This window comes from Brumimicrobium glaciale, assembly GCF_004152935.1.
In the GTDB taxonomy this organism is placed as follows: Bacteria; Bacteroidota; Bacteroidia; order Flavobacteriales_D; family Crocinitomicaceae; genus Brumimicrobium; species Brumimicrobium glaciale.
On sequence record NZ_SETE01000009.1, the window covers coordinates 24,839 to 49,422 of the forward strand.

The 24,584-nt window shown below is 33.8% G+C and carries 19 protein-coding genes and 2 tRNA genes; 4 read left to right on the forward strand and 17 right to left on the reverse strand.

From position 1 onward, the window contains the following. The first annotated feature begins 8 nt into the window (after window positions 1–8). Window positions 9–2,822, forward strand: a complete 2,814-nt coding sequence (locus tag ERX46_RS16610; RefSeq protein ID WP_130094993.1) for an RCC1 domain-containing protein — start codon at window positions 9–11, stop codon at window positions 2,820–2,822. 76 nt (window positions 2,823–2,898) lie between these two features. On the opposite strand, the gene ERX46_RS16615 is transcribed toward ERX46_RS16610, so the two are convergent. After that, on the reverse strand, window positions 2,899–3,087 hold the full coding sequence (locus ERX46_RS16615) for a hypothetical protein (RefSeq protein ID WP_130094994.1): 189 nt from the start codon (window positions 3,085–3,087) through the stop codon (window positions 2,899–2,901). A gap of 312 nt (window positions 3,088–3,399) precedes the next feature. Between ERX46_RS16615 and ERX46_RS17810 the strand changes: the two genes are divergently transcribed. Continuing rightward, entirely contained in the window at window positions 3,400–3,522 is a 123-nt protein-coding gene (locus tag ERX46_RS17810; protein WP_262708103.1) for a hypothetical protein, read from the forward strand. A 203-nt stretch (window positions 3,523–3,725) separates the two neighbouring features. Here the strand turns inward: ERX46_RS17810 and ERX46_RS16620 are convergent. Both ERX46_RS16620 and ERX46_RS16625 read right to left on the reverse strand, forming a co-directional pair. Next, window positions 3,726–3,798: transfer RNA gene (locus tag ERX46_RS16620), tRNA-Lys, on the reverse strand. Between the two features lie 262 nt (window positions 3,799–4,060). Then, window positions 4,061–4,133: transfer RNA gene (locus ERX46_RS16625), tRNA-Lys, on the reverse strand. Between the two features lie 302 nt (window positions 4,134–4,435). Between ERX46_RS16625 and ERX46_RS16630 the strand changes: the two genes are divergently transcribed. Further along, the gene (locus ERX46_RS16630; RefSeq protein WP_130094995.1) at window positions 4,436–4,960 is read left to right on the forward strand and encodes a shikimate kinase; all 525 of its coding nucleotides are present in this window, start codon (window positions 4,436–4,438) and stop codon (window positions 4,958–4,960) included. Between the two features lie 2 nt (window positions 4,961–4,962). Here ERX46_RS16630 and ERX46_RS16635 read toward each other — a convergent pair whose 3' ends face one another. The 4 genes from ERX46_RS16635 to proC form a co-directional block, all read right to left on the reverse strand. Next, window positions 4,963–5,349, reverse strand: coding sequence for a DUF7793 family protein (locus ERX46_RS16635; RefSeq protein ID WP_130094996.1), 387 nt, complete (start codon window positions 5,347–5,349; stop codon window positions 4,963–4,965). 949 nt (window positions 5,350–6,298) lie between these two features. Next, entirely contained in the window at window positions 6,299–7,540 is a 1,242-nt protein-coding gene (locus ERX46_RS16640) for a glutamate-5-semialdehyde dehydrogenase (RefSeq protein WP_262708102.1), read from the reverse strand. Window positions 7,541–7,662: 122 nt separating this feature from the next. Further along, window positions 7,663–8,436 (reverse strand): glutamate 5-kinase, encoded by a 774-nt coding sequence (proB, locus tag ERX46_RS16645; RefSeq protein ID WP_130094998.1) that lies wholly within the window; start codon window positions 8,434–8,436, stop codon window positions 7,663–7,665. A 62-nt stretch (window positions 8,437–8,498) separates the two neighbouring features. Beyond that, window positions 8,499–9,308, reverse strand: a complete 810-nt coding sequence (proC, locus tag ERX46_RS16650) for a pyrroline-5-carboxylate reductase (protein ID WP_130094999.1) — start codon at window positions 9,306–9,308, stop codon at window positions 8,499–8,501. A gap of 551 nt (window positions 9,309–9,859) precedes the next feature. Here proC and ERX46_RS16655 point away from each other — a divergent pair. After that, window positions 9,860–10,837 carry a glycosyltransferase family 9 protein gene (locus ERX46_RS16655; protein ID WP_130095000.1) on the forward strand — a complete coding sequence of 326 codons (978 nt, stop codon included), beginning with the start codon at window positions 9,860–9,862 and terminating at the stop codon, window positions 10,835–10,837. A gap of 51 nt (window positions 10,838–10,888) precedes the next feature. Here ERX46_RS16655 and ERX46_RS16660 read toward each other — a convergent pair whose 3' ends face one another. The 10 genes from ERX46_RS16660 to ERX46_RS16705 all read right to left on the reverse strand — a co-directional run bounded on the left by ERX46_RS16660 (window position 10,889) and on the right by ERX46_RS16705 (window position 24,524). Further along, on the reverse strand, window positions 10,889–12,943 hold the full coding sequence (locus tag ERX46_RS16660) for a PKD domain-containing protein (RefSeq protein ID WP_130095001.1): 2,055 nt from the start codon (window positions 12,941–12,943) through the stop codon (window positions 10,889–10,891). An 11-nt stretch (window positions 12,944–12,954) separates the two neighbouring features. After that, a complete protein-coding gene (locus ERX46_RS16665) occupies window positions 12,955–13,386 on the reverse strand; it encodes a hypothetical protein (protein ID WP_130095002.1) in 432 nt (143 codons plus the stop codon). Between the two features lie 266 nt (window positions 13,387–13,652). Beyond that, window positions 13,653–13,868, reverse strand: a complete 216-nt coding sequence (locus ERX46_RS16670) for a DUF3820 family protein (RefSeq protein WP_130095003.1) — start codon at window positions 13,866–13,868, stop codon at window positions 13,653–13,655. Window positions 13,869–13,878: 10 nt separating this feature from the next. After that, on the reverse strand, window positions 13,879–15,339 hold the full coding sequence (locus ERX46_RS16675; RefSeq protein WP_130095004.1) for an aminoacyl-histidine dipeptidase: 1,461 nt from the start codon (window positions 15,337–15,339) through the stop codon (window positions 13,879–13,881). A 238-nt stretch (window positions 15,340–15,577) separates the two neighbouring features. Next, entirely contained in the window at window positions 15,578–15,928 is a 351-nt protein-coding gene (locus ERX46_RS16680) for a four helix bundle protein (RefSeq protein WP_130095005.1), read from the reverse strand. A gap of 403 nt (window positions 15,929–16,331) precedes the next feature. Then, window positions 16,332–18,020: an energy-dependent translational throttle protein EttA gene (gene ettA, locus ERX46_RS16685; RefSeq protein WP_130095006.1), complete on the reverse strand. Its 1,689-nt coding sequence runs from the start codon at window positions 18,018–18,020 to the stop codon at window positions 16,332–16,334. Between the two features lie 184 nt (window positions 18,021–18,204). Beyond that, window positions 18,205–19,683, reverse strand: a complete 1,479-nt coding sequence (locus ERX46_RS16690; RefSeq protein ID WP_130095007.1) for a potassium/proton antiporter — start codon at window positions 19,681–19,683, stop codon at window positions 18,205–18,207. 287 nt (window positions 19,684–19,970) lie between these two features. Then, entirely contained in the window at window positions 19,971–21,257 is a 1,287-nt protein-coding gene (locus ERX46_RS16695; protein ID WP_130095008.1) for a DUF2254 domain-containing protein, read from the reverse strand. A gap of 598 nt (window positions 21,258–21,855) precedes the next feature. Further along, window positions 21,856–23,082: a glutamate-cysteine ligase family protein gene (locus ERX46_RS16700; RefSeq protein WP_130095009.1), complete on the reverse strand. Its 1,227-nt coding sequence runs from the start codon at window positions 23,080–23,082 to the stop codon at window positions 21,856–21,858. Beyond that, window positions 23,079–24,524, reverse strand: a complete 1,446-nt coding sequence (locus ERX46_RS16705; RefSeq protein ID WP_130095010.1) for a RimK family protein — start codon at window positions 24,522–24,524, stop codon at window positions 23,079–23,081. The genes ERX46_RS16700 and ERX46_RS16705 overlap by 4 nt, the downstream gene beginning before the upstream one ends. Window positions 24,525–24,584: the final 60 nt, after the last annotated feature.

The window sequence follows — 24,584 nt, forward strand, 5'->3', positions numbered from 1 at the left end:
ATAAAATCATGAAAAAAATACTACTATTAAAATTCTTTTTATTCTCCTCTTTAATCCTTTCAGCACAATGTTTTGAGACTTTAAACTTTGGTGGTGCTCATACAGTTGGTAAAAAACCTGATGGCACTTTGTGGGGATGGGGAGCAGCCTCTTACGGCAATTTATTAACAACTAACCTAACAGAGCCTTTACCTATTCAATTGGGAACAGAAACTAATTGGAATAATATAAGTAATGGAACTAATAATACTTTTGCGATCAAGAACAATGGCACACTTTGGGGATGTGGAAGTAATCAATATGGATCCTTAGGGGTTAATTCGTCCAACCTTAATTTCACCCTTTTTCAACAAATTACAACAGCAAATAACTGGGTTAAGGTAGCTCCTACTTTTGGTTTTACAATAGCCTTAAAAGCAGATGGAACTATTTGGGCATGGGGTCAAAATGATAATTATCAATTGGGAAACTCACCAGCTTCACCCGAACAATTGTTTCCTCTTCAAGTAGGAACAGATACTGATTGGGTAGAGATTGCAACAGGGACTAATAGAATATCCTTTGCAATAAAAGCCGATGGCACGATATGGGGGTGGGGAAAGAATAGTTCCTCTATTATAGTTTTAGGCTCTGGTACAGCAACTGTTGCCATCCCCACTCAGGTAGGTACAGACACTGACTGGCTTACCATGAGTGTTGGATCCCAGCACATTTTAGCCAAAAAAGTTGATAGTACTTTGTGGTCATGGGGTGGTGGGGCAGGCTTAGGAGTCGGTGGAACACCTCCTGTCACTAATACTCCGCAACAAATTTCAACAGATAAATGGATCAGTTTTTCCGCAGGTACAAATACTTCCTTTGGAATCAAAGAAGATGGTACTCTTTGGGCATGGGGTTTTAATACAAATGGTCAATTGGGAGATGGGACCTCGACAGATCGATTAGCACCGACACAAATTGGAACAGAAACTAATTGGGCGACGGTTGAAGCGGGTAAATACGCCACAACAGTAGCTACAAAAACAGATGGGACAGTTTGGTATTGGGGGCGCAATTATTATGGAGAATTTGGTAATGGTTCTAGTTATGGTACTGCATATTACAATACTCCTACGCAAACCATAGGTATTTGTGTAACGCAGGCAGTTGGCGGTGGTCCAACCTATATTAATTCCGCCATTTCAACTGTAACTTCTACTAATGCCAACGGAGTTGGAACAGCAGTTGGAGATAGTGTAAGATTAATTGGTGTTGTGCATTGCCAAAACTATAGCAGTTCAGGATATGACTTCGTAATCATCGATTCCAATAATGACGGAATCACCTTGAAAAGTCCAACAAGCATCAATGGTTATGTTCCCACAGAAGGTGATGAAATTGAAGTAGAAGGAAAAATCACACAAATTAATGGTTTATTACAAATTATTCCTGATAACATTTTAATAAACCAATCAAATGCACCTCTCCAAACTCCAATGATTATTACAGTTTTAGATGAAACAACAGAGAGTCAGTCCATCAAATTAGAGAATCTTTCTTTGGTAAACGGAGAAACGATGTGGCCAAGCAATGGAAATATTGAAGTCTCTAATGGAACAGATAATTTTACAGTTAATGTGCCAGCGGTTTCTGCTTTAGCAGGAACTCCAACACCAGGAACTAATTTTCATTTAACAGGACTGGGTAAGCAAAACGACGCTTCAAACCCTTATAATGATGGATATCAAATTTATCCTTGTGGAGTAACACCAGTGAGTACAGGTCCAACCTATACCAATTCAACTATTGGAGCTATTTCAGGAGTCAACCCTGACGGAACTGGAATTTCAATTGGAGATAATGTTAGTGTAACAGGCGTTGTGCATTGCCAAAATTACAGCAGTTCAGGATATGATTTAACCATGATAGATTCCAATAACGACGGGATTAATCTGTTTAGCTTAGTTAATGTAAACGGTTACATTCCCACAGAAGGAGATGAAATAAAGGTAGATGGTGAAATTGAGCAATTCAACGGAATGTTGCGTATTAATCCTGCAAGTATTACAGTTTTACAACAAGGTGCTGCATTGCAAACACCAACGAACACTGGACTTTTAGATGAAGCAACAGAGAGTCAGTCCATCAAACTAGAGAATCTTTCTTTGGTAAACGGAGAAACGATATGGCCAACTAATGGAAACATTGAAGTAACCAATGGAACAGATGATTTTACAGTTAACGTTCCATCAGCTTCAGCCATAGCAGGAACACCAACACCAACTGATTTTTTCAACCTTACAGGAATAGGAAAACAAAATGATAGTTCTCTTCCTTATGATTCAGGATATGAAATTTTCCCTTGTGGAGTTGAACCTCTTTGTAATATTGATGTTTCCACAACTTTAGACACAGGAACAGTTACGGTTACAGATTTAGGTCTAAATTACCAATGGATAGATTGCGCTGATAGTTCTGTTATTACTGGAGAAACTGGGGAGTCGTTTACGGCAACAGTAGCAGGAGATTATGCGGTGATCATTACGGATGGGAATTGTGTAGATACTTCTGCTTGTGTTTTTGTTGATGTTTTGAGTTTGGAAGAGAATGAGTTGAAAGGTATTTCAGTTTACCCGAATCCTATTTCGGATGAGTTAAACATCAATAACGAAAAGGGGGTTTTAGTTTCCATGGAAATGATTGATGCAAAGGGAAGTGTGGTTGTGTCTTCTAAAGAGGCTTCAAACAGTTTTACTTTTAATACTGGAGAACTGAATTCCGGAGTATATATCTTGATTGTAAGATCAGAGAAGTCGGTGAAAACATTTAAGGTGGTTAAATAATATCGTAATATATACTTTCTTTTATTTATAAAAAGTCTCTCATTCGAGAGGCTTTTTTTGTAATATTTTGTGGGAATCAAAACAAAACTTCCTCCACCTCATCCACGTCCAAACCTAAATAATTAGAACATTCCTTTATCGTAACATACTGATGTGATTTTTTTAGATAGTGTTCTTTCATTTTCTTAATGAGTTCTCGAGAATATCGTTCAGACTTTCCAGTGATGATCATGACGTCTTTTGTATGGAGAACGATACGCTTCATTATTCTTATAATTATTTGGTGCTATTTGATGTTTATGATACTTTATCCATACATCATCTATACACCTTCAGTAGCCTTGATATATACATATTGAGACTGTTTTCAGCCTTGAATGCAAAATTATAGGAAATTAAACGATAAAGAAAAGGCAAAAACACAGCAAATCAGCATAAAGATTATGGAACGGAAGTGATTCCTTTTTATACGCCCATTGATAAAGTAGTTTTGAAGTATCGATTTCAAGTCGCGACGAAATTTGACCAATGTTGGGAAAGTCCCAACAGGATATTTTAAAACTAAAATTGAATAATCATGGCAAGACAAAAAGGAATAATCAAGCTTACTGGTAAGATTGGGGATTTGTCCTTCTACAAGTCGAAAGACGGGTATTTGGCACGTGAGAAAGGTGGTGTTGACACCAAACCTGTCACCTAAGTATTAAAATTGTCTGGTGACAACTTTAGTTTTCTTGTCACCAAAATACTGAAAATATTTGGTGACAGCATGGGTGACAAAATCTATGTTGTCAATTAGTTTTGTTTGCTTTTGATAAAAGTTGAGAAATGGCTAGGAGTGCGGGTTTTGGTAATATTTAGTGGTATATAACAAAAAAAGCCTCTCGAATGAGAAGCTTTTAGTGATCCCGCTGGGGTTCGAACCCAGGACCCTTACATTAAAAGTGTAATGCTCTACCAGCTGAGCTACGGAATCATTTATTAAAGTATTTCAAATATTCTGCTACTTGTGCCGATTTATATCGAGAAGCTACAGAATCTAATCCTATCTAATTTCTTGTTTCTTAAAAATCGATTTTCTTAAGAGATGACAAAATTACTATTATTGTTTAAAACCTCACTATTTAAAAGAAATAAAAATCATTAAATTTTTATTTTCTTTCTAAAGTGACAAACAACATTTCAAATTTTATAAAATAAAAAGCCAACCTGTTATTACAAATTGGCTTTTTAATTAGTGATCCCGCTGGGGTTCGAACCCAGGACCCTTACATTAAAAGTGTAATGCTCTACCAGCTGAGCTACGGAATCATTTATTAAAGTATTTCAAATTTTCTACGACTTGTGCCGATTTTTATCGGGAAGCTACAGAATCTTATTTCAATCTAATCTTTTTATAACTTCAACAAAAACCGTTGTTTTTGCGTTTTTTATATTGTGATTGCGGGTGCAAATATACTGGGTTTATTTAGATTGACAAGTGTAAAATGTGTTTTTTTTGATTTAATTTTTTGATTTAATTTGAACCAGTTGATTTTTAAGTGATAGTACATTGGTTTTTTTTTAAAATAATTACGAGAATAATTCTTAACGGTTTATTTATCTTTGATGCTATGCAAAGTAATCTTATATTTTTGATCGGTTTTATGGGAGTTGGTAAAACAACAATAGGGAAGAGGCTGGCCAGTAAACTAAATATTCCTTTCGTCGATTTAGATCAAGAAATTGAAGAGAAATTTAAAATAAGCATAAATGAATTCTTTTCAAAGTATGGAGAAGCAACTTTTAGAAAAGAAGAAACTAAAATGCTTGAAAGCGTAATTACTAAATTTGATAAAGGAATTATTTCAGTGGGTGGCGGACTTCCTTGTTTTAATCAGAATATGGAACGGATGAATGCTAATGGAACAACTTGCTATTTGCATAGACCAGCCAAAGAACTTTTTCAAAGACTTATTAATAGCAAAACTGATCGTCCGCTGCTTAGGGACTTAAATGATGATGAATTGCTGAGTTTTATAGATACTAAGTTACTTGAAAGAGAAGTTTACTATAATCAGGCGCAGTTTAAATTTACGCGAGAAGAACAGGAACTCAATCAAATAATTACAGTTTTGAACATTAATGAAGTTAAATGAAATTAAAATTCCTTTTTTAACAGCCATTCATAAGCATCTTCATCATTTTTGAAAATTTTACTATTCGGAACATTTTCATGTCTAAACATTCGTCCCAATAATAGTTTCATAGGTAAGGAATTAACTACTAGTGCCATTATGTTTTCGAAATTATTACCTTCAAAATAATAATCACACGCTGCATCTGTTGGCAAAACTAAGCTTCCTCTTGTATCAATGATTGCTTTATATGGCTTGCCTTCAGAGTGCAAATTCATAAATCTATATTGACTTCTAGCTTCTTCAATATCATAAATAGAGGAGGTGTCCTTCAGTTTAAAAATAAATATTCCTTCATTATCTATTGTTATCCTGGCTACGGGACTATCATATTCGATTTTATTTAACATAACAAGTAGTGTTTTTTTACGATGTGACCAAATATAAATTTAAAAAGTTAGATTCAATCCACATTAAGCTATTATTTATATAGTTATTCTTGTGTTTTGAGAATCTCTCTTATTTACCGAACTGTTATTTTAGGGTTTCAAAATGGTTGTTTCGTGTCGTGAACAACATAATCTTTGTTGTTATTAAATATTTTAATTTGTAACAAAAAGGACTTTAAGAATGATTTTGTGTAGGAATATTATTTCAAATAAGGGCTATTTTTCTAGAATTATTTGAATTAGAGAAATACTTATAGGTAATGAAATTTGAGGTTATTAGTAACCTCAAGGTTAGTCAATTATAAAACGATAATCTTTGCTTTACATATTTAAAAGTGAAACGATTACTTTATTCTGTCAAACTTATAATCGTATCGAGTATTCAAATACAATTATTGGGCTGCCAATATAGGTCGTTAATTGGAGAATGTTTTTAATATGCCTTAACTTCATCTTAGCCCACGGAGTGGGTGACATGTTAATAAAAAAACGAATAACGTTTTTTAAAAAGCCACAGAGTGGTGACACGTTATAAATACATCGTCAAATTCTCTTAAACAAAATAGAGTATTCGCAAAATTGAAACACATTCACATGCCGCCACTCTGTGGCTTTATGCTATTACTGGGTAGCTAAAGCTACTAACATTTCACCACTCCTGTGGCGATTATAAATAAGCCGAATCATAATCATCCATTTCAGAAAAGTATAATAGTTTTTCTGTTACTCGAGATAATTAGGAGTGACAATAAGTTTTTATAATGAATATGGGATTACAGTTAACGACTTAGCTTGGTAACCCAATACTATTATAATAAGCATATATCAAAAAAACCTCCATTTTATAAAACCAATGGCTTAATAAAATGGAGGAATCTATATTTTTTAAATCTATATCATTCAATGCGTGTTACCTCACTTGACCATCACCAAAAACATAGTATTTATTCGTTGTTAATTGTTTCAATCCTAGTGGGCCTCTGTGGTGTAATTTGTCTGTACTAATCGCTAATTCAGCACCAACTCCCATCGCTCCACCGTCAGTGAATCGAGTAGATGCATTTTGATAAACAGCAGCACTGTCAATTTGCTCCATAAATGTCAATGCTTCGTCTTTGTCTTCAGTCATTATAATTGAAGAGTGTTTTCCTGAATTCTCATTAATTTTATCAATTGCTTCCTCTTGAGAATCAACTGTTCCAATTAAGATTTTCATGGCTAGAAATTCTTCTTTCCAAACAGCTTCGTTTTCCATTAGTTCTCTTTCAGAAAGAACCGATTTCGTTTTTTTATCTACGATAATTTCTACTCCTGCTTTAGATAAAACAGCATCTAAATCTTTCAATTTATCTGCATAAGCATCAATATTACTGTCGATAAGAATATTATCTAAAGCATTACAAGCAGATGTTTTGTCTGTTTTCGCATTGAGCATAACTTTAATTGTTTTTGCCCAATCTGCTTTTGGAGAAATATACATAAAGTTGTTTCCTCTTCCAGAAATTAAAACAGCACATTTAGCATGTTGCTTCACAAACTCAATTAATCGTTCTCCACCTCTAGGAACAATCAAATCTAATTTCTCGGTTGGATTTCTTAGAAACTCCTGTGTTTCATCTCTATTCATTTCCAACATCTTGATCCAATCTTTGTCTAGATCGTTTGCTGCAAGTGCTTCGTGCCAACATTTTACTAAAACTTTGTTGCTATTGGAAGCCTCACGACCACCTTTCAATAAGATCTTATTATTGGCTTTAAATGCTAAAACAGCAGCTTCAATAGTAACATCAGGACGAGATTCATAAATTATCATTATCGTTCCAAAAGGATCGGTTTTATTGATAATCTCTAAACCATTTTCTAATTTTAATTCAGAAATCTTCTTTCCCACAGGATCTTCTTGTCCTTTCACCTGACGAATTGCTGTAATCATTCCGTCAATTTTATCTTGATCTACAACCAATCGGTCATATAGCGCTTGATCGTCTCTTTCAAAAGCGTCAAGGTCTTTTTTATTTTCAGCGAGAATTTCATCTCTTTTTGCGTCGATAATATCAATCATCGACTGTAAAACGTTATTCTTTTTGTCTGTATCTAAAAATTTCATTTCTGTTGTTATTTTTTTGTAATTGTTTGTTTTTGAATTCTTCAATAAATTTAACTATCAATGTTAATGGATATCATCTATTCGCAATGGACGATTTACAAATCGTCCCTACATTATCTCTTCGAATAATGTTTTCTTTTGAATATTTGATTAATTCATAATTAATTTTATTCGAATTTTGTTCCAACTTCCTTACCCTCCAAGATATCTATGATAATATTATCTTCTTTACCATTGGCAATATATGTTGGAATATTTTTAATGGCTGCAGATTTGGCGATTTTTAATTTTGAACCCATTCCACCGCGGCCTTCTCCTTCACCTTTTTCAGATTCTTGAACATATTTTTCAACGTTTTCATCACCTTTTACATGGTGTAAAAGTTTAGAATCATCATCATCTGGATGACCAGTGTAAAGTCCATCAGTATCTGTTAACATGATCAGCATGTCGGCATTTACCAATTCTGCAACTAAACTCGCCAATTCATCATTGTCAGAAAACATCGACATTGTTAGTGAAACAGCGTCATCTTCATTTGCGATAGGAATAATTCCTTCATTTAATAAAGCTTCATAGCAATTGATCATGTTGTCTCTGTATTCGCCAGGAGCAAAGTCTCTTTTGGTTGCTAAAACTTGTGCACAACTCATCCCAAAATCATGAAACATTGAATAATAGTGTCTCATTAATCTTGGTTGACCAACTGATGAAAATACTTGTCGGCGAGTGGTTGGATCAATAGCAGAGCAATCTCCTAGTACTTCTTTACCAGCAATTGCGGAACCAGATGATACTAATATTGTAATAATATCTCTTTCGTATAAATAAGCGATTTGACGAACTAGATTTTTTAGTATAGGACCAACGATTCTGTTGTTTTTGTTGGTCATTACGTTTGTTCCTACTTTTATAACTACTCTTTTTTTGAATGTATGCAAAACTTAATTTGTATTAGTTAATATTTGATTTAAAATTTATTATTTGAACTTTTAGGCTAAATTTATTCTGGATCTTTTCCTAATTCAACAGCTCTATTAAATGCAGCATAAGCAGCATCTTTAATGAGTTCTTTAACGTTGTTGTCTTCCATTGAGTCCAATGCAGCTTGCGTTGTTCCACCTTTTGAAGCAACCCTGTCCATCCATTTTTGTGGAGAAATATCTGATTCATTAAATAAAGCAACGGCACCTTCAAAGGTTGAGCTTACTAATATTTTGGAATCATTCTCTGAGAAGCCCATTTTTCTTGCAGCTTCCAACATAGAATTCATGAAGTAAAAAACATAAGCTGGTCCACTTCCTGAAATTCCAGTAGATTTATCAATGAATTTCTCTGTTTCAACGTGAATTGATGCTCCTGTTGTGTCTAATAAATTACGAACCATTAAAAGTTCAACTCTTGAAACATCATGAGATTCAGTAAAAGAAGTTACTCCTTTACCTACTTTTGCTGGTAAATTTGGCATTGTTCTCACTACTTTTGAAATCCCTAAATGATCTTTAATAAAATCAATAGTTACTCCAGCCATTAAGGAAACAAAAACTTGCTGATCATTAACCATATCTTTCATTTTATCGAACAAATCAACACAATGGTAAGGTTTAACAGCAATGAAAATGATGTCTGCTTTAGGTAAACATTCATCCAAATTATCATAAACATCAAAGTCTGGATTTTCTCTTAGAACTGAAAGTGTATCAGGGCTTAAATCCTGGATCATTAATTTCCTCCGGTTCAATAACGGGGATTTTGACATTCCTTCGGAATAGGTTAAACCCATGTTTCCGCCACCGATTACTAATAATTTCATGTATTCTTTTATTTATATTTATAATTCACTGTCTTCTGTGCAACAATTGTTCTAATCTCTACTTTTATTCAAAAACCTGGATATATCAAGGTTTAATAGTTTTTTAAAGCACACAACCCTTTGATTGGCTTCGCTTTGGTTGTATGTGTCAATGTAGCATGATAATATGTCATGAAGCAAAATTGTACTACTTTATCCCTTCAAGATAGAATTAATTATGAGTTAGGCAATGATAAACGGTTTTTAAAATAAGGATGAATGATGAATTATTAATGTTGAATTCGCTATTCTGACGAATAGATTGGTCGATGTTTAAGCTATTATTCCACTTTATACCACCTTTAAATCCTTAATTTAACGCTGAAATCTTTGAATCCTTGAATTTTTCAATCATTTATTCAACATCTACACCAACGAATCCACAGTCCACAAATCAACAAACCAACAAATTCACGAATCCACGAATCCACAGTCCACAAACCAACAATCCAACAAATTCACAAATCAACAAATCCACATTTTTCTAATTCGTAATTGATTATATTTGTGGCGTGCAAAAATTCTTAATTATACAAACCGCTTTTCTAGGTGACGTTATTCTAGCAACTCCTATTATTTCTGAATTAAACAGAATTTATCCTGATGCGAAAATTGACGTAGTAGTCAGAAAAGGAAACGAATCTCTCTTGGCTAATAATCCGAAAATTAACCATGTCTATATATGGAATAAAAAGGAGGGAAAGTACAAGAGTTTATTGCGCATCATAAAAGCAATTAGAAAGCAAAAATATGATGAAGTAATTACATTACAGCGATACACTAATGCTGGTTTAATGACTAAACTGGCCAAAACAAAAAGTAGAATTGGCTTCGATAAAAATGCTTTTTCAAAAATGTATTCTAAAACTGTTCCTCATTCATTAGAGGACGGGACGCATGAAGTAGAAAGAAATTTAAAAACAATTGCGCATCATGGTGCTAAGAAATTGGTTCGACCAGAATTATTTCCTTCTGCTTCTGACCGAGTGGCGATTGAAGATTTCACAAAGAAAAAATACTATTGCTTGGCTCCAGCCTCTGTTTGGGAAACTAAAAAACTTCCCACTTCGAAATGGACGGAACTTATTGAAATTTTAATCCAAAAAGGGGAGGTGAAGCTAATTGGTGGTCCAACTGATTTTGAGTTATGTGCTGATCTCCAAAAAGAATTTCCTAAAGGTGTTCATAATTTGGCTGGAAAATTAACTTTATTGCAGAGTGCTGCCTTGATGGAAAATGCCGAAATGAATTACGTGAACGATTCAGGACCCCTCCACATTGCATCGGCTATGAATGCTCCAACACGTGCATTCTTTTGCTCTACAATTCCTCAGTTTGGATTTGGGCCACTAGCTGAAGACTCTAAAATTATTGAGACACAAGATGCATTAGATTGTCGTCCTTGCGGTTTTCATGGACATAAAAAATGTCCACTGGGTCATTTCGACTGCGGACATACTATTGAAATTTCTGAAGAAAGTATAAGATAAAAAAAAGGGACATCTGAAATAGATGCCCCAATCTTCTAATTATGGTGGAGTTTAATCGTTAACGACTTGCACAAATCCGTGCTCCTCATAATTTTTACCTTTTACAGTTTTAAAGTTCACTTTGTAAAAATAAGTTCCATCTCCAACTACAGTTCCAGATTTACTTTTACCATCCCAGATGAAGTTAGCCTCTGAATATCTTCTAATTGTAGCACCCCATCTGTTTAAGATAACAATCTCGAAATCTGTAATTGTTTCATAAGCAGCTAAGTAATTGATGAAGAAACCATCGTTTATTCCATCATTATTAGGAGTGAAAACGTTTGGAATATCATATAAAACTTCAGGATATTCAACTACGATTTGCATTGTATATGTGTTTGTACATCCATCAGCACTTGTTCCGGTGTGAGTGACATCATAAACTCCAGCTTCTAAGAATGAATTGAATATTGTATCATTTAATTCAGCTGTTGAATTTCCATCATTGAAATCCCAAAAATTATCTACCAATCCAGATGGATCAGAAAAGAAATTGACATTTAAAGCTGGTTCTCCAAACATTGGATCCGCAGTAAATGTAACATCTGGGGAAGGATTAACAACTACGGTTTGCGTTGAAGTACTAACACAATCACCATTTGCATCCTCAATAATTAAAGTAACATCATAGTTTCCACTTCCTGGGAATGTAAATGTTGCATCAGTAGAAAGAATGGTATCTGTATCGCTTGTGAAAATCCATTGAGAATTTTCAAAGTTACCTATAGATTCATTGGTAAACTCTGTTTCTTCACCTTCACAGGCTGCTGAAAATTCAAAGTCTGAATATGGAGAAGGTTCAATAAAGTAAGTTATTGTTGTATCTCCAACACATCCGAATTCTGTTGTAACTTTTAATTTAACATTATAAGTTCCAACTCCTGAAAATAAGTGACTCGGGTTTTGAAGTGTAGATGTTGCCCCTTGATTATTAAAGTTCCAGCTCCATGTATCAATATTAAATCCTGGAGGTAATACAGTTGAATCAATAAAGTTTGTCAAAGCACCTTGGCATAGTGGAGATGCTGAAAAGTTTACTACGGGAATAGGGTGCATTCCAAAGTCGATTGTATCTGATGCTGTGCATCCTGGGTAAGTTCCGTCAACAATATCGACGTAGTAAATGTTTGTTGTAGCGTCTTCTATTGTATTGTCTGTGTCTCCATTATTCCATAAAAAATCGTAAGTTCCTGTTCCTCCTGTTGGGTTAGAAACAATATCTAAGTCAACATAACCACAAAAAGAGGTGTCATTTGGTAAGTTTGGATACATAACAGCAAACATATCGATTGATGCATAACATGTATCTTGAACTCCATCCGTATAAATTACGTTGTATGTTTCAGTATTCTGAGTAATACAAATGTTTGTATCAGGTAAGTTAGTTGTTCCGTCTGCATTCCAATCGTAGTAATAAGTACCACAAATAGTTCCTAAGACTGCAACGTCATCAATTCCCCAATGGTCAGTATTAGCTGTGGTTGCAGCTAATTGAACCCATCTAAATCTTGTTGAAGCTGTTTGAGCAGCTAGAGGAATAGGTTCACAATATTCGTTCCATGCTGTTTGGAATGGATCATAACCATTATTTAATGGTGGGTAATCCACGATTTGTACCCATGATACTCCTCCATTTATTGAATATTGAAGTTTAACCCCTTCGGTAGGTAGATCAGGTCCTTCACAGTTTATACCCCCGGAAGAACCTTGTTCAGCATACATCATCAACCAACAAACATCTCCGCCGCATGTTAAATCATAATCAATTGTTTCTACATAACGTGGAAATCCTTGTAAATTACCAAACCATGCAGTAGGCGATCCATTTGGTGGAGCTCCACAAGGATTGTTAAACATGACAGGCTGATTAGCAGCCCAACCAGGACCTAGTGCTCCGTTGTCAAAGCTTTCATATAATAAGGTGTCTTGGGCAATTCCAACTGCTGTTAAATCGAAACAACCTCCACAATCAACTGAATCTGTTGCGGTTTGAATCGTCACTGTACATTGGGAGTAAGACCAATAGGAGAAAGTGAGTAATAAAATTGTAATTATAAGTTTCATCGTTTTAGTTTTTAGTATTTTATAGCAATTGAAGTTAAGGTATACACATCATTCGATGATTTTTTCCCGCTGTTTCCAACAAGAAATTCTTTGAATAATGTTAAGTTTCTGTATTCTATAACATGATCTTTTTGAATACTACCTTTAATAGTTTCTCCTGGAGCTAAAGTTATTGTACCATAATCATCGCTGGTTAAAGAACTTCTTGTTACTCCACTTTCAGTTTTGTAATTGAAGACAGGAGTGAAAGTAACAGCGCTATTTGAAATATTTTTAATTTCTAATGAATAGTATTCATAAAAATTATCGTTAACGTCATCCTTTAACGCTTCAACTTTTACATTGTATTTCAGCTTGTTGTCAGAACCATTGAGGTTTGATTGTTGCGCAAACAACCCTACAGAAAATAGGATTGAAAAAGATAGAACAAGTAGTTTTTGCATGAGTGTATTTTTTTTAAATTTAATAATTAGTGAATAAAATTAATTAAAATATTAGAGAATAAGCATTCTTTTTAAATTAAAATAAACCTACTATCTTTTAATAAAGACTACTTTGTTTATGAAAGGTTGCATGTCATAAACAGATTTTATTTAAGTATTTTCAATTATTAGTTAACTCAAAAAAAAATGTCCACCGATTATTATTTCAGTGGACATTTTTAAGTTTTATTTGACTAATTAATTTTAAAAAGGCAAAGGATATTTTATTACTTCCTTATTAAAGGACGAATTAAATGTTCCAAACCATTTACTTTAATTTCATACATGAGTTGCATTTGATTTCCCAATTTACCTTGCGGAAAACCTTTTGACCTGTACCAAACATAATAAGGTTCTGGAACTTCAACAAGGAGAAGCCCCTTGAATTTTCCAAAGGGCATTCTCATATTTGCTAAATCAAGTAATTCTTGTTGATTGCTCATTAATTTTAGACTAAGCTGACTTTTTTGGTGTTTCTTTAAGAACCTCCAATAAGAATCCCCAAAACTTTTGAACTGAACTAATTTGAACAGTTTCATCCGGAGAGTGAGGCTGACGAATATTTGGTCCAAAAGAAATCATGTCTACATTTGGAAGGTGCGTTCCTAAGATTCCACATTCTAATCCTGCGTGACAAGCCATAACTTTTGGCTTCTCGTTGAAACGTTTTTCATACATTTCACGCATTGTTTTCAATATTGAAGAATCTGGATTAGGTTCCCAACCTGGATAATCTCCTGATTGTTCAACATCTGCTCCTAATAAATCAAATACCCCACGAATCGTTCTCGCAACATCATCTTTCGTTGTTTCAACACTACTTCTTTGTAATGACTTTGTTTCGAAAGTTCCGTCCTTAATGATTACTTGTGCCAATGAACTTGATGTTTCTACTAAATCATCAAAATTTAAGCTCATTTTAAAAACACCGTTAAATACGGCATTAACTGCAGCTAATATTGCATTTTTATCGTGATCAGCTACCATTTTAGCAGGTGTTTCAGTTTTAGAAACGCTTAGATCAATTTTCTTTTCAACTGGATTGTACTCCGTTTTGAAAGTTGAAGCCATTTCTGCAACATACTTTTCAAAAGAAGCAGCATCTCCATTCGCTACTGAAACAGTAGCAACAGCTTCACGTGGAATAGCATTTCGCAAGCCACCACCATTCAGGTCGTGTAACATCAATTCTACTGGAGATTCAACAAGAAGTCTTGCCATCATTTTGTTGGCATTTCCTCTTCCTTTATGAATATCCATTCCAGAATGTCCACCCATTAATCCTTTCAAATCAACAGTATAACTTGTTACATCTGACTTTGTATCAACTTGGTCGTATTCGTAAGTTGTATTGGTATCAATTCCACCTGCACAACCAATGCTGATTTCATCGTCATCTTCTGTGTCTAAGTTCAATAAAATTGTTCCTTCATAAAAAGATGGATCCAATTCTTTTGCACCGGTCATTCCTGTTTCTTCGTCTACTGTAAACATTGCTTCCAAAGCTGGATGTGGAATATCAGCGCTTGCTAAAAGTCCCATAATTGAAGCTACACCGATTCCGTTGTCAGCTCCTAATGTTGTTCCATCCGCTTTTACCCAATCTCCATCTACAATCATTTTAATTCCTTCTGTATCGAAATCAAAATTAGTTGCGTTGTTTTTTTGGTGAACCATATCCACGTGCGATTGAAGAATAACCGTTTGACGGTCTTCCATTCCTTCAGTTGCAGGCTTCTTAATGATGATATTTCCTACTTTGTCCGTTTCTGTTTTTAAGCCTAATTTGTTCCCAAAATCGACCATAAACTGAATTACACGTTCTTCTTTTTTACTTGGACGAGGAACTGCGTTTAAATCTGCAAAGTTTACCCAAATTTCTTTAGGTTCTAATGCTCTTACATCGTTTGACATATATTTTTTTTTTTAGTTATCAAGTTTTTTAGTTTGTTAGTTATCAAGTTTTAAAGTTTGATAGTTTTCAAGTTTTTAAAGTTTGATAGTTTTCAAGTTTTTAAAGTTTGTTAGTTATCAAGTTTAAAGTTTGATAGTTATCAAGTTTTTTAGTTCAGGTAGTTTTAAAGTTTTTATGTTTTTCTAGTTTTCAAGTTCACTCTTTATTTTAGTTTTCAAGTTTTACATGAAGATTTTACTATTCGTTTAATTTTTTGATGAAGCCTGAAATAAGTCGTGTTGCATCTAGGCTTAGGTTACTGAGTTTTTCAAATTGCTCATCCGAAATGTAATTAAACTCTTTCGCTAAATACAGCATGGATCGCACTTCACCGCACGAACCTTTCGCGATATATAAATAACGTATAAACATTTTATTTGTTTGACTTTCAAAACCCTCCGCAATATTATTCATTACTGAAACAGATGCACGTTGAATTTGATCTTTAAAACCATAATCTTTATTATCCGAGAAATTTGTATAGACTCCAATTGTTAGCTCTTTTGCTTTTTGCCAACTTTGGATCTCTTCAAATTTGTAAATTCTCATTTGTTTTAGTTTTAAAGTTCGTTAGTTATCAAGTTCTTAAAGTTCTTTAGTTTTCAAGTTTGATAGTTTTTAAAGTTCCTTAGTTGTCAAGTTATCAAGTTTGATAGTTATCAAGTTTATTAGTTTTCAAGTTCTTTAGTTTTCAAGTTCTTAAAGTTCTTTAGTTTTCAAGTTTGATAGTTTTTAAAGTTTGTTAGTTATAAAGTTTTCAAGTTCTTTAGTTCTCAAGTTTGCTGGTTTTCAAGCTTTACGCTATACTAACGCAAACACGTGAGAACTTGATAACTTTTTTCAACTTGATAACTTGATAACTCCCCCAAACTAAATAACTTGACAACTCTTCCAAACTTGATAACTCTTCCAAACTTGATAACTTGATAACTTTTTCAAACTTGATAACTATTTAATCTACTGTTAATTTTCTGTATTTCAATCTTTTTGGAGTATGATCACCCATACGTTTTTTTCTGTTTTCTTCGTACTCAGAGAAGCTTCCTTCGAATGAATATATTTCAGAATCTCCTTCGAATGCTAAAATATGTGTACAAATTCTATCCAAGAACCACCTGTCGTGAGAAATAACAACCACACAACCTGCAAAGTTCATTATTCCTTCCTCCAAAGCACGAAGTGTATTAATGTCGATGTCGTTTGTTGGCTCATCCAGTAATAAAACGTTTGCTTCAGTTTTCAATGTCAAGGCTAAGTGCAAACGGTTGCGCTCACCACCTGAAAGAACACCTACTTTTTTGTTCTGGTCTGATCCTGAAAAAGCAAACTTAGAAATATAAGCTCTTGAGTTTATTTTCTGATCACCAATTTCCATCAAATCTGTTCCTCCTGAAACAACTTCGTAAATTGTTTTTTCCGGATCTAAATCATCGTGGGCTTGGTCAACATAGCCTAGTTTTACTGTTTCACCTACTTTGAATTCTCCAGCGTCTGGTTGCAATTCACCCATAATCATTTTGAAAATGGTTGTTTTACCCGCACCGTTTGGTCCAACAATTCCAACAATTCCGTTAGGAGGTAAGCTGAAATTCAAATTGTCATACAACAACTTGTCACCAAATGATTTAGCAACACCTACTGCATCTATTACATTGCTTCCTAAACGAGGTCCGTTTGGAATTGGAATCTCTAAGTTCTGTTCTTTAACCCTAGAATCTTCCGACATTAATTTATCGTAGTTGCTCAAACGGGCTTTGTTTTTCGCGTGACGTCCTTTCGGATTCATACGCACCCATTCCAACTCGCTGTCTAACATTTTCTTACGCTTAGAATCTTGTTTGTCTTCTTGTTCCAAACGCTTAGATTTTTGTTCTAACCATAAAGAGTAGTTCCCTTTCCAAGGAATTCCTTCTCCACGGTCCAATTCAAGAATCCATCCTGCAACGTTGTCTAGGAAGTAACGGTCGTGTGTTACGGCAATTACAGTTCCTTTATATTGTTGTAAATGTTGTTCTAACCAATTAATAGATTCAGCATCTAAGTGATTGGTTGGCTCATCCAGTAATAAAATATCAGGTTTTTGAAGCAACAAACGCGTTAAAGCAACACGGCGGCGCTCTCCTCCAGATAAATGTTCAACAGATTGATCATTTGGCGGACATCTTAAAGCATCCATCGCTCTGTCCAATTGAGTGTCTAATTCCCAAGCATCTACAGCATCAATTTGATCTTGTACTTTACCTTGACGGTCAATTAGTTTGTCCATTTTCTCAGGATCATTCAAGATTGCTTCATCCATGAATGAATTGTTGATTTCTTCGTATTCTTTAAGAATATCAACTGTTTCCTGAACACCTTCCATCACGATTTCCTTTACCGTTTTGGTAGGATCTAATTCTGGTTCCTGTGGCAAATAACCAACAGTATATCCATCCAGAATTGTTAAATCACCAATAAATGATTTGTCAATACCTGCAATAATCTTCATTACAGTAGACTTACCAGATCCGTTTAAACCGATAATACCGATTTTCGCACCGTAGTAAAATTGTAATGAAATATCCTTTATAATTTGCTTTCCAGCTGGAGTGGATTTACTCACACCCATCATTGAAAAAATGATTTTTTTATCGTCTGCCATAGTCAAAATTTAATGATTCAAATGTAGTGATATTAATTGGTTTGGCAATATTGGAGGATCCGTGGTTTTGTTTGGAAATTCTCAGCTTTCATTACATTGGATTAAAAATATAGAATATTGAAACTGAAAGTTTATATCGAAGGAATAAACAAGTATATAGCCTATTTCTTATAACCTACAGCTTTTACTTCACCTCAATAATTTTTTGCTTTAAGCAACTGCTCACTTGATCAAAATCTTCTTCTTTATCAGTAAGTACAACCAAAATGTCATGGGCTTCAATGACCGTTGAACCATCTGGGGTAATGAAATGGTCATTTCTTTTAATCATTGAAATAACTGCTGATTTTGGGAAGCCTAAACTCACTATTTTATTTCCTATCGCAATACAATTATCCGTTACATGAACTTCTTGCATTACCATTTTAGGTGAATTAGAGATGAATAAATCATGTTCCGTAACGATTTTTTCGCCTTCTGGCAGGTCTACTTTTAACCATTTTGCAACGAGACTTAAACTTGTTCCTTGTAATAAAACGGATGTAACAGAAATAAAGAATACAATATTAAACATCATATCTGCTTTATCGATACCCGCAATTAGTGGATAAGTTGCGAAAACAATTGGAACGGCACCTCTCAGGCCAACCCATGAGATAAAGAATCTACGCTGTAACTTCATCTTGAAAGGAATTAAACTGATAAAAACAGCTAATGGACGAGCTACAAAAATTAAGAATAAAGAAATCAATAACCCTACTCCCATAAACGGCATAACTTGAGATGGGAAAACCAATAGTCCTAGAGTTAAGAACAATATAATTTGCATTAACCAAGCTAAACCATCATACATCTTAAGAATTGTCTTTTTATAAATTAGATCTTGATTCCCCAGATAAACTGCACATATATAAATAGCTAAAAATCCATTTCCTCCTAAAGAATCTGTAGCAGAGAAAGTGATGAACATTAAGGCAATTACAAGTACTGGGTAGAGTCCTTCGAAGCCTAATTTAAGGTTGTTGATGATGTATTTACTTAAAATTCCAAAACCAAAACCTGCTGCTGCACCTAATATCATTTGCAAAAAGAACATGGGTAGAATGGACAGTAAACCTTGATCTTGATTGATGACTAATGTTAAGAATGAAATCGTTAAAACATAAGCCATTGGATCGTTACTACCACTTTCTAACTCAAGGGTTGGTCGAAGGTTTGCTTTTAATGCGATACTTTTAGAACGTAAAATGGAGAAAACTGCTGCGGCATCTGTGGAGGAGACAATTGAGCCTAAAAGGAGACTTTCATAAATTGTGAAGTCAGTTAACCAAAACACAAAGAGTCCGAGAGATACAGCGGTTAATAAAACTCCTAAAGTAGAGAGAATGACACCTTCACGGAGAATTGGTTTTACTGTTTTCCAGTTGGTGTCGAGTCCACCCGAAAATAAAATAAAGTTCAATGAAACAATTCCTATAAATTGAGCAACTTTAGGATTATCAAACTTGATTCCGGCAAGTCCGTCAGACCCTGCAATCATTCCGATAGTTAAGAAAAGTAGAAGTGTAGGAACGCCAAATCGAGAAGATGTTTTTCCCAGAATAATACTTATTAAAAGTAGTAAGGAACCTATTAATAAAATGTTTTCAATTGTTAAAATCATACATTATAAAAGCTTGTATTCAACCCTGAATTATTCGACTCTGATAAAAGTTTTAATCTTTCCCTGACGCTTAAATGTTGTCATATTAGAAAAATCTCTTTATGGATTTCTTTAACCAAAGTGCCAGAGAGATTTCCTTCTCGAATAAGAAATAAAGTCAAATTGATTAAAAATGACAACCATTTTGCAAAAATAAGAAATTAAAGATATTTGGTCGAAATAGAATCGTAAATTGAATTATTTATAAGTTTGGCGGTCATATACTTTACTATTATAAATAAATCTCCTTACCCCTCAAACAAATCCATCAAGCTTTTCTTATCAAAAGGATTATCAATATTCTTTTCAATATCAACTCTCAACGCTTCTAATTCAATAATTACAACTGCTTTATTCTGATGTGAAATATTAGGATTATCCTTTATGAACTGCAACGATTTTAATAAAACATAAATCACAGAATTATCATGTTTTGAATACAGGCGAATAGGTTGAATTAAAATACGCATTAGCTCTTTTGCAGTAATGGTATAATTAGTAATTGTCAGTTTATTATCTGCTTCCAATTTTGAAACCTTGTCAGGAAACTCAAGGAATTTATTTAGTAATTGCCCAGTTTTATTGATGGCGTTTATTGCCGTTCCGGGATCGTTTACACCTGGTGACATTGCTTTAACAGCTATTTCCATCAACTTTATCATTCCAGTAACGTTTTTATCGCTTTCATGGCGATCTGTAGAAATGTCAAAGCAGAAAAGTAGATTATCGAGTTCTTCTTTAGAAACAAATTCTTTAATTTTCAAAACGGGTTCTCCTTCCCAAATGTGTTCATTGATATAGGGGAGAAGTATGATGTGATTCTCCTTATCTTTGATAGAATCTTTCATTAAAGAAACATCAAATCCTCGGTAATATCCGGTTTTGTCAATTTGAATCGTCATCCAATCATCAGAATTCAAAGTATTATCTACTACTTTATTTTTTCTATTAGATTTAAGTTCCTTGTCCAAATATTTATCAGTTGAGTCATATATTTTGTCAATAATATTGTGAATTTGAATTGCAACTGAAATACTATTGATGAAATAAACGAAGAGTCCAATGCAGACTAAACTTGCCAGAGCAGCAAGCATTGTTGATAGTCCTAACGAATCAGAATCTACTCCATAAGCACCTAAAGCAGTTAGTGTTATAATGCAATATAACAGTGTTCCTATATAAAACCCGAGAATGATTTGATGCTTCTTATTTGAAATTAGATCGGGTAATAATCTAGGTGAAAAATTGGATGAAGCTTGATTGAGAACGACCATTACCATAGAAAAACTAAAAACAGTTAATGATATTATACCCCCAATAACGGTTGAAAGTATGGCACGAGATGTTTCGTAATCTTCAATAAACAGATAAGGAATTTTCTTTTTTATTGTCCCAATTAATTCTAAGTTTTCGATCTGAATGCTTCCAATTGCTAACAATAGAAAAGCTAAACTTATTAAGATGGGATAAAAAGCAATACTCTGAATAATTGAATGGTATCGCTGCTTTAAAAATTTCAATATTTTTCTGAACATTTAATAGGGTTTAGTGAAATAAGGATTTGATAATTCTGTGTCAAAAACTTATTCCATGAAAATACTAATTCTCTGAATATGTCAATACTGTTTTAAGAAAAAATAGGATAAAGATTTGTTATTTCTGATTAAATTAATTGGGTTACCTATTTAATTCGCATTAATTAAAATAAACATCAACTACCTTATAAGTCTGTTGATTATAGACTAAAAAAGATCCTTCAATCCAAAAAAAATCAAAATTTTTTATAGATTATCAGGATGACGAATGTGGGGGTGTACGATCAAAAAGCGGGTGGCAAAGGAATGGCGTGGAACGCCATTCCTTTGCCACCCGCTTTTTGCCTCTGACTGCATTAATCATTGTCATCCTGATGCGAAAACATAAAAATGTGTTTTTCATGTTTTCCGAAGGATCTCTTTTACTTGTTGAATAAAAGCTAAGCCTTCTCAAATAATTCATAATTAGATACTCTTGTAAGTTTCTAGTTAAAATATCTTTAATAAAAGGTTTTGCGATTTAAAGGGGTATCCCTATAAATTAAAATTCAATATTCTGTTTATCATATGTTTAGTCCTATATATTTAAACAAGCATTTCACGGCTGAAACAATGTATTCGTTTTTAAACAATTTTGCACCTCACGGTAAACAGAAATAATATGCTTTTCGGACATGTCATCTCCCAAAGCTTTTAACAAACGCGTTGACAAGGTTCCTTCTTCTAAAATCATTTCAATCGTTTGATGATGAGATTTATGGATATTTGGTTTCACTGTTTTGTACAACTGTTTCCAAACCTCATTTATAGTTGCAGGAGCTTTTAAACCAAATGATTGTAAATAATTATCATTCTCAATTACAGCGTTTTCTGCGTATTTAATAGCCTCATTTAAAATCAAAAACAAATCTTTTTCTGACCAGCTTTTTTGAGTTTTTAGTGTGCAGAATTCTTCATTTACCAGTGCTTTTAATACTTCAATAACCAAAGCGCAAAGTGCAATGTCAGCTTTTGGACATTCTTGAATATCCATTAATCGAATTTCAATGGCATTCCTGTCAAATCTGGCAATTGCACCACGAGAATTTAAATAATGATGATCTAAAATCTTGTCTTTATCATAAGGTTTAATCGCACGTTTTATGGGTTCGAAAATTTGAGTATAATATTCTGCTTTTGAAAATATGCGTTCAGGAATAACTGATCCTGTTAATTCTGGAATTTCCTTTTGATTGGATTTATAGAATTCTAATCGTGTATCTTTAAATCCTGTTCTTTTTCCTTCTAAAATTGGTGAACTCGCGCAAATACCTGGCAATAATGGAAGAATTATTCGAATGGCAGCATGTAATTTTTCAAACTCGCTGTCATTATAAAACGGCAGATTGATATGCATACTTTGCACATTGCTCCAGCCATGACCTTTGCAGTTGAAAATTGTATTGTATAGCGCATAAACCTCGCTATAACTGTGTTTCCATAATTCTGTGTCGGTGTCAGGATTCATTAGTGGATGAGCAGCTGAACCTAATAATTGAAGATTTAAGGAGTCTAACATCTCGTTGATTTCTAAAATATTCTCATGAAATTTTTCAGCTAAATCATCAGTGCTTTTTGTTGGACCATTCGTTTTCAATTCAATGACGTGGGCCACCAACTCATTGCTCCAAGCGATATCTCCATTTTCAATATCTGAGATTAATTCCCCTGCTTTTTTTATTAAAATTTCATCCACTCTTGGCGCAACTTTAAAGCTCTCTTTGTTAACGAGTATATATTCGAGTTCAATTCCATAAACTTCAAATAAGTGATATCTTTTACTCATGCTAATCGTTTTTTAAATGCGGTAAGAATTTCTGTGTAGACTAAATCTCCGTAATATTCATCTTCTACACCAAAATCAATGTTCGGATTATCGTTGATTTCAATGACCATTAATTTGCCATTCACCACTTTTATGTCAATTCCATAAAGTCCCAGTCCCATTAGTTTAGCAGATTTTAAGGCTGTTTCAATTACGTTTTTTGGAACTTCCTCAATAGGCAGACAAACAGCATCTCCATCTTGCTCATTTTTGTCTGTGGCTTTCCAATTGTAAATCTGCCAATGTCCTTTCGCCATGTAATATTTACAAGCAAAAAATGGCTTATTATCAATAATTCCAATGCGCCAATCATAATCTGATGGACAAAATTCTTGTGCAATAATTAAATCCGATTGTTTAAGCATTTCTGTTACTAAAACATCATATTCTTCTTTAGTTTTCGCCTTTTTTACACCAAAAGAAAACGTTGAATCTGGTGCTTTTAATACACAAGGTAATCCTGTTTGTTCCAGAACTGAATTTCTATTGTTACTGTGAACAATTACTGTTTTTGGCGTGCTGATATTTGCATTGTTCAACGCTTCCGCCATATATACCTTATTACAGCATTTTAAAATCGCATCTGGATAATCAATAATCGCAATTCCTTCTTGCTGCGCTTTTCTGGCAAAAGTGTAAGCTTCGTTATTGACTTCGGTACTTTGTCTTAAAAATAGCGCATCAAATGATGATAATCGAGATAAATCCTTTGGTTCAATAATTTCAGCGTAAATATTCATCTTTTCAGCGAGTTCAACAAATTTCTTGAGCGCTTTTGGATTGCTCGGTGGCGCAGGATCGTTTGGATTAACAAGTATAGCCAAATCAAAATCATAATGAGTAACCTTGGCAGTAGAATAACGCTTTTTTGCAAAATATTGATTAGCAAATTCTTGAACACTTGGAATATGTTCAGCTGGAATTTCAGATTCCGAAATTGCCTTTATGCTTTGAATGTTCCATTTTGTGGTATGATTAAAATTTACACGCAATAGTGGAACTTGGAAATGCTTATAGAACAATGCACTCAAAGCTTTATACTTTTGAGCTACATTTTGACCAAAATAAATACTCAAAGTGAAATTTTGAGATTTGATACCTTTTAAACTTTGTTGAAGGACATCGTCAAACTCATCAGAAACAATTCTTACGAGTTTTAATGCCTTAAGATCAACAATATTTTTAGTGGTTGGAATCGGTAAATGACCTCTGGCTTCAGCTAATAGTGAGACATAATAACCTTTAGATTGATAAGTGTAGTCCTTGCATAAATTAAAAATCCGCGCATTTTTCAATAAAGAATACTTGGGATTTGTGAGATAATCTTGTGAGGAAATTACGGTAATATTATCAACTAAAAAGTTCCATTTGTCAGGTTGATTAACAACTATGTATTTATTCATTTATAGTAAGTTACGCTGTTTTAATTCAAGTAAAAGTAGGTGGATTATTGTTTGGTTTTA

Coding starts and splice junctions, on each gene's coding strand:
- ERX46_RS16610 (WP_130094993.1), top strand. CDS start 9: ATGAAAAAAATACTACTATTAAAATTCTTTTTATTCTCCTCTTTAATC.
- ERX46_RS16615 (WP_130094994.1), bottom strand. CDS start 3,087: ATGAAGCGTATCGTTCTCCATACAAAAGACGTCATGATCATCACTGGA.
- ERX46_RS17810 (WP_262708103.1), top strand. CDS start 3,400: ATGGCAAGACAAAAAGGAATAATCAAGCTTACTGGTAAGATTGGGGAT.
- ERX46_RS16630 (WP_130094995.1), top strand. CDS start 4,436: ATGCAAAGTAATCTTATATTTTTGATCGGTTTTATGGGAGTTGGTAAA.
- ERX46_RS16635 (WP_130094996.1), bottom strand. CDS start 5,349: ATGTTAAATAAAATCGAATATGATAGTCCCGTAGCCAGGATAACAATA.
- proC (WP_130094999.1), bottom strand. CDS start 9,308: ATGAAATTATTAGTAATCGGTGGCGGAAACATGGGTTTAACCTATTCC.
- ERX46_RS16660 (WP_130095001.1), bottom strand. CDS start 12,943: ATGAAACTTATAATTACAATTTTATTACTCACTTTCTCCTATTGGTCT.
- ERX46_RS16665 (WP_130095002.1), bottom strand. CDS start 13,386: ATGCAAAAACTACTTGTTCTATCTTTTTCAATCCTATTTTCTGTAGGG.
- ERX46_RS16670 (WP_130095003.1), bottom strand. CDS start 13,868: ATGAGCAATCAACAAGAATTACTTGATTTAGCAAATATGAGAATGCCC.
- ERX46_RS16675 (WP_130095004.1), bottom strand. CDS start 15,339: ATGTCAAACGATGTAAGAGCATTAGAACCTAAAGAAATTTGGGTAAAC.
- ERX46_RS16680 (WP_130095005.1), bottom strand. CDS start 15,928: ATGAGAATTTACAAATTTGAAGAGATCCAAAGTTGGCAAAAAGCAAAA.
- ettA (WP_130095006.1), bottom strand. CDS start 18,020: ATGGCAGACGATAAAAAAATCATTTTTTCAATGATGGGTGTGAGTAAA.
- ERX46_RS16690 (WP_130095007.1), bottom strand. CDS start 19,683: ATGATTTTAACAATTGAAAACATTTTATTAATAGGTTCCTTACTACTT.
- ERX46_RS16695 (WP_130095008.1), bottom strand. CDS start 21,257: ATGTTCAGAAAAATATTGAAATTTTTAAAGCAGCGATACCATTCAATT.
- ERX46_RS16700 (WP_130095009.1), bottom strand. CDS start 23,082: ATGAGTAAAAGATATCACTTATTTGAAGTTTATGGAATTGAACTCGAA.
- ERX46_RS16705 (WP_130095010.1), bottom strand. CDS start 24,524: ATGAATAAATACATAGTTGTTAATCAACCTGACAAATGGAACTTTTTA.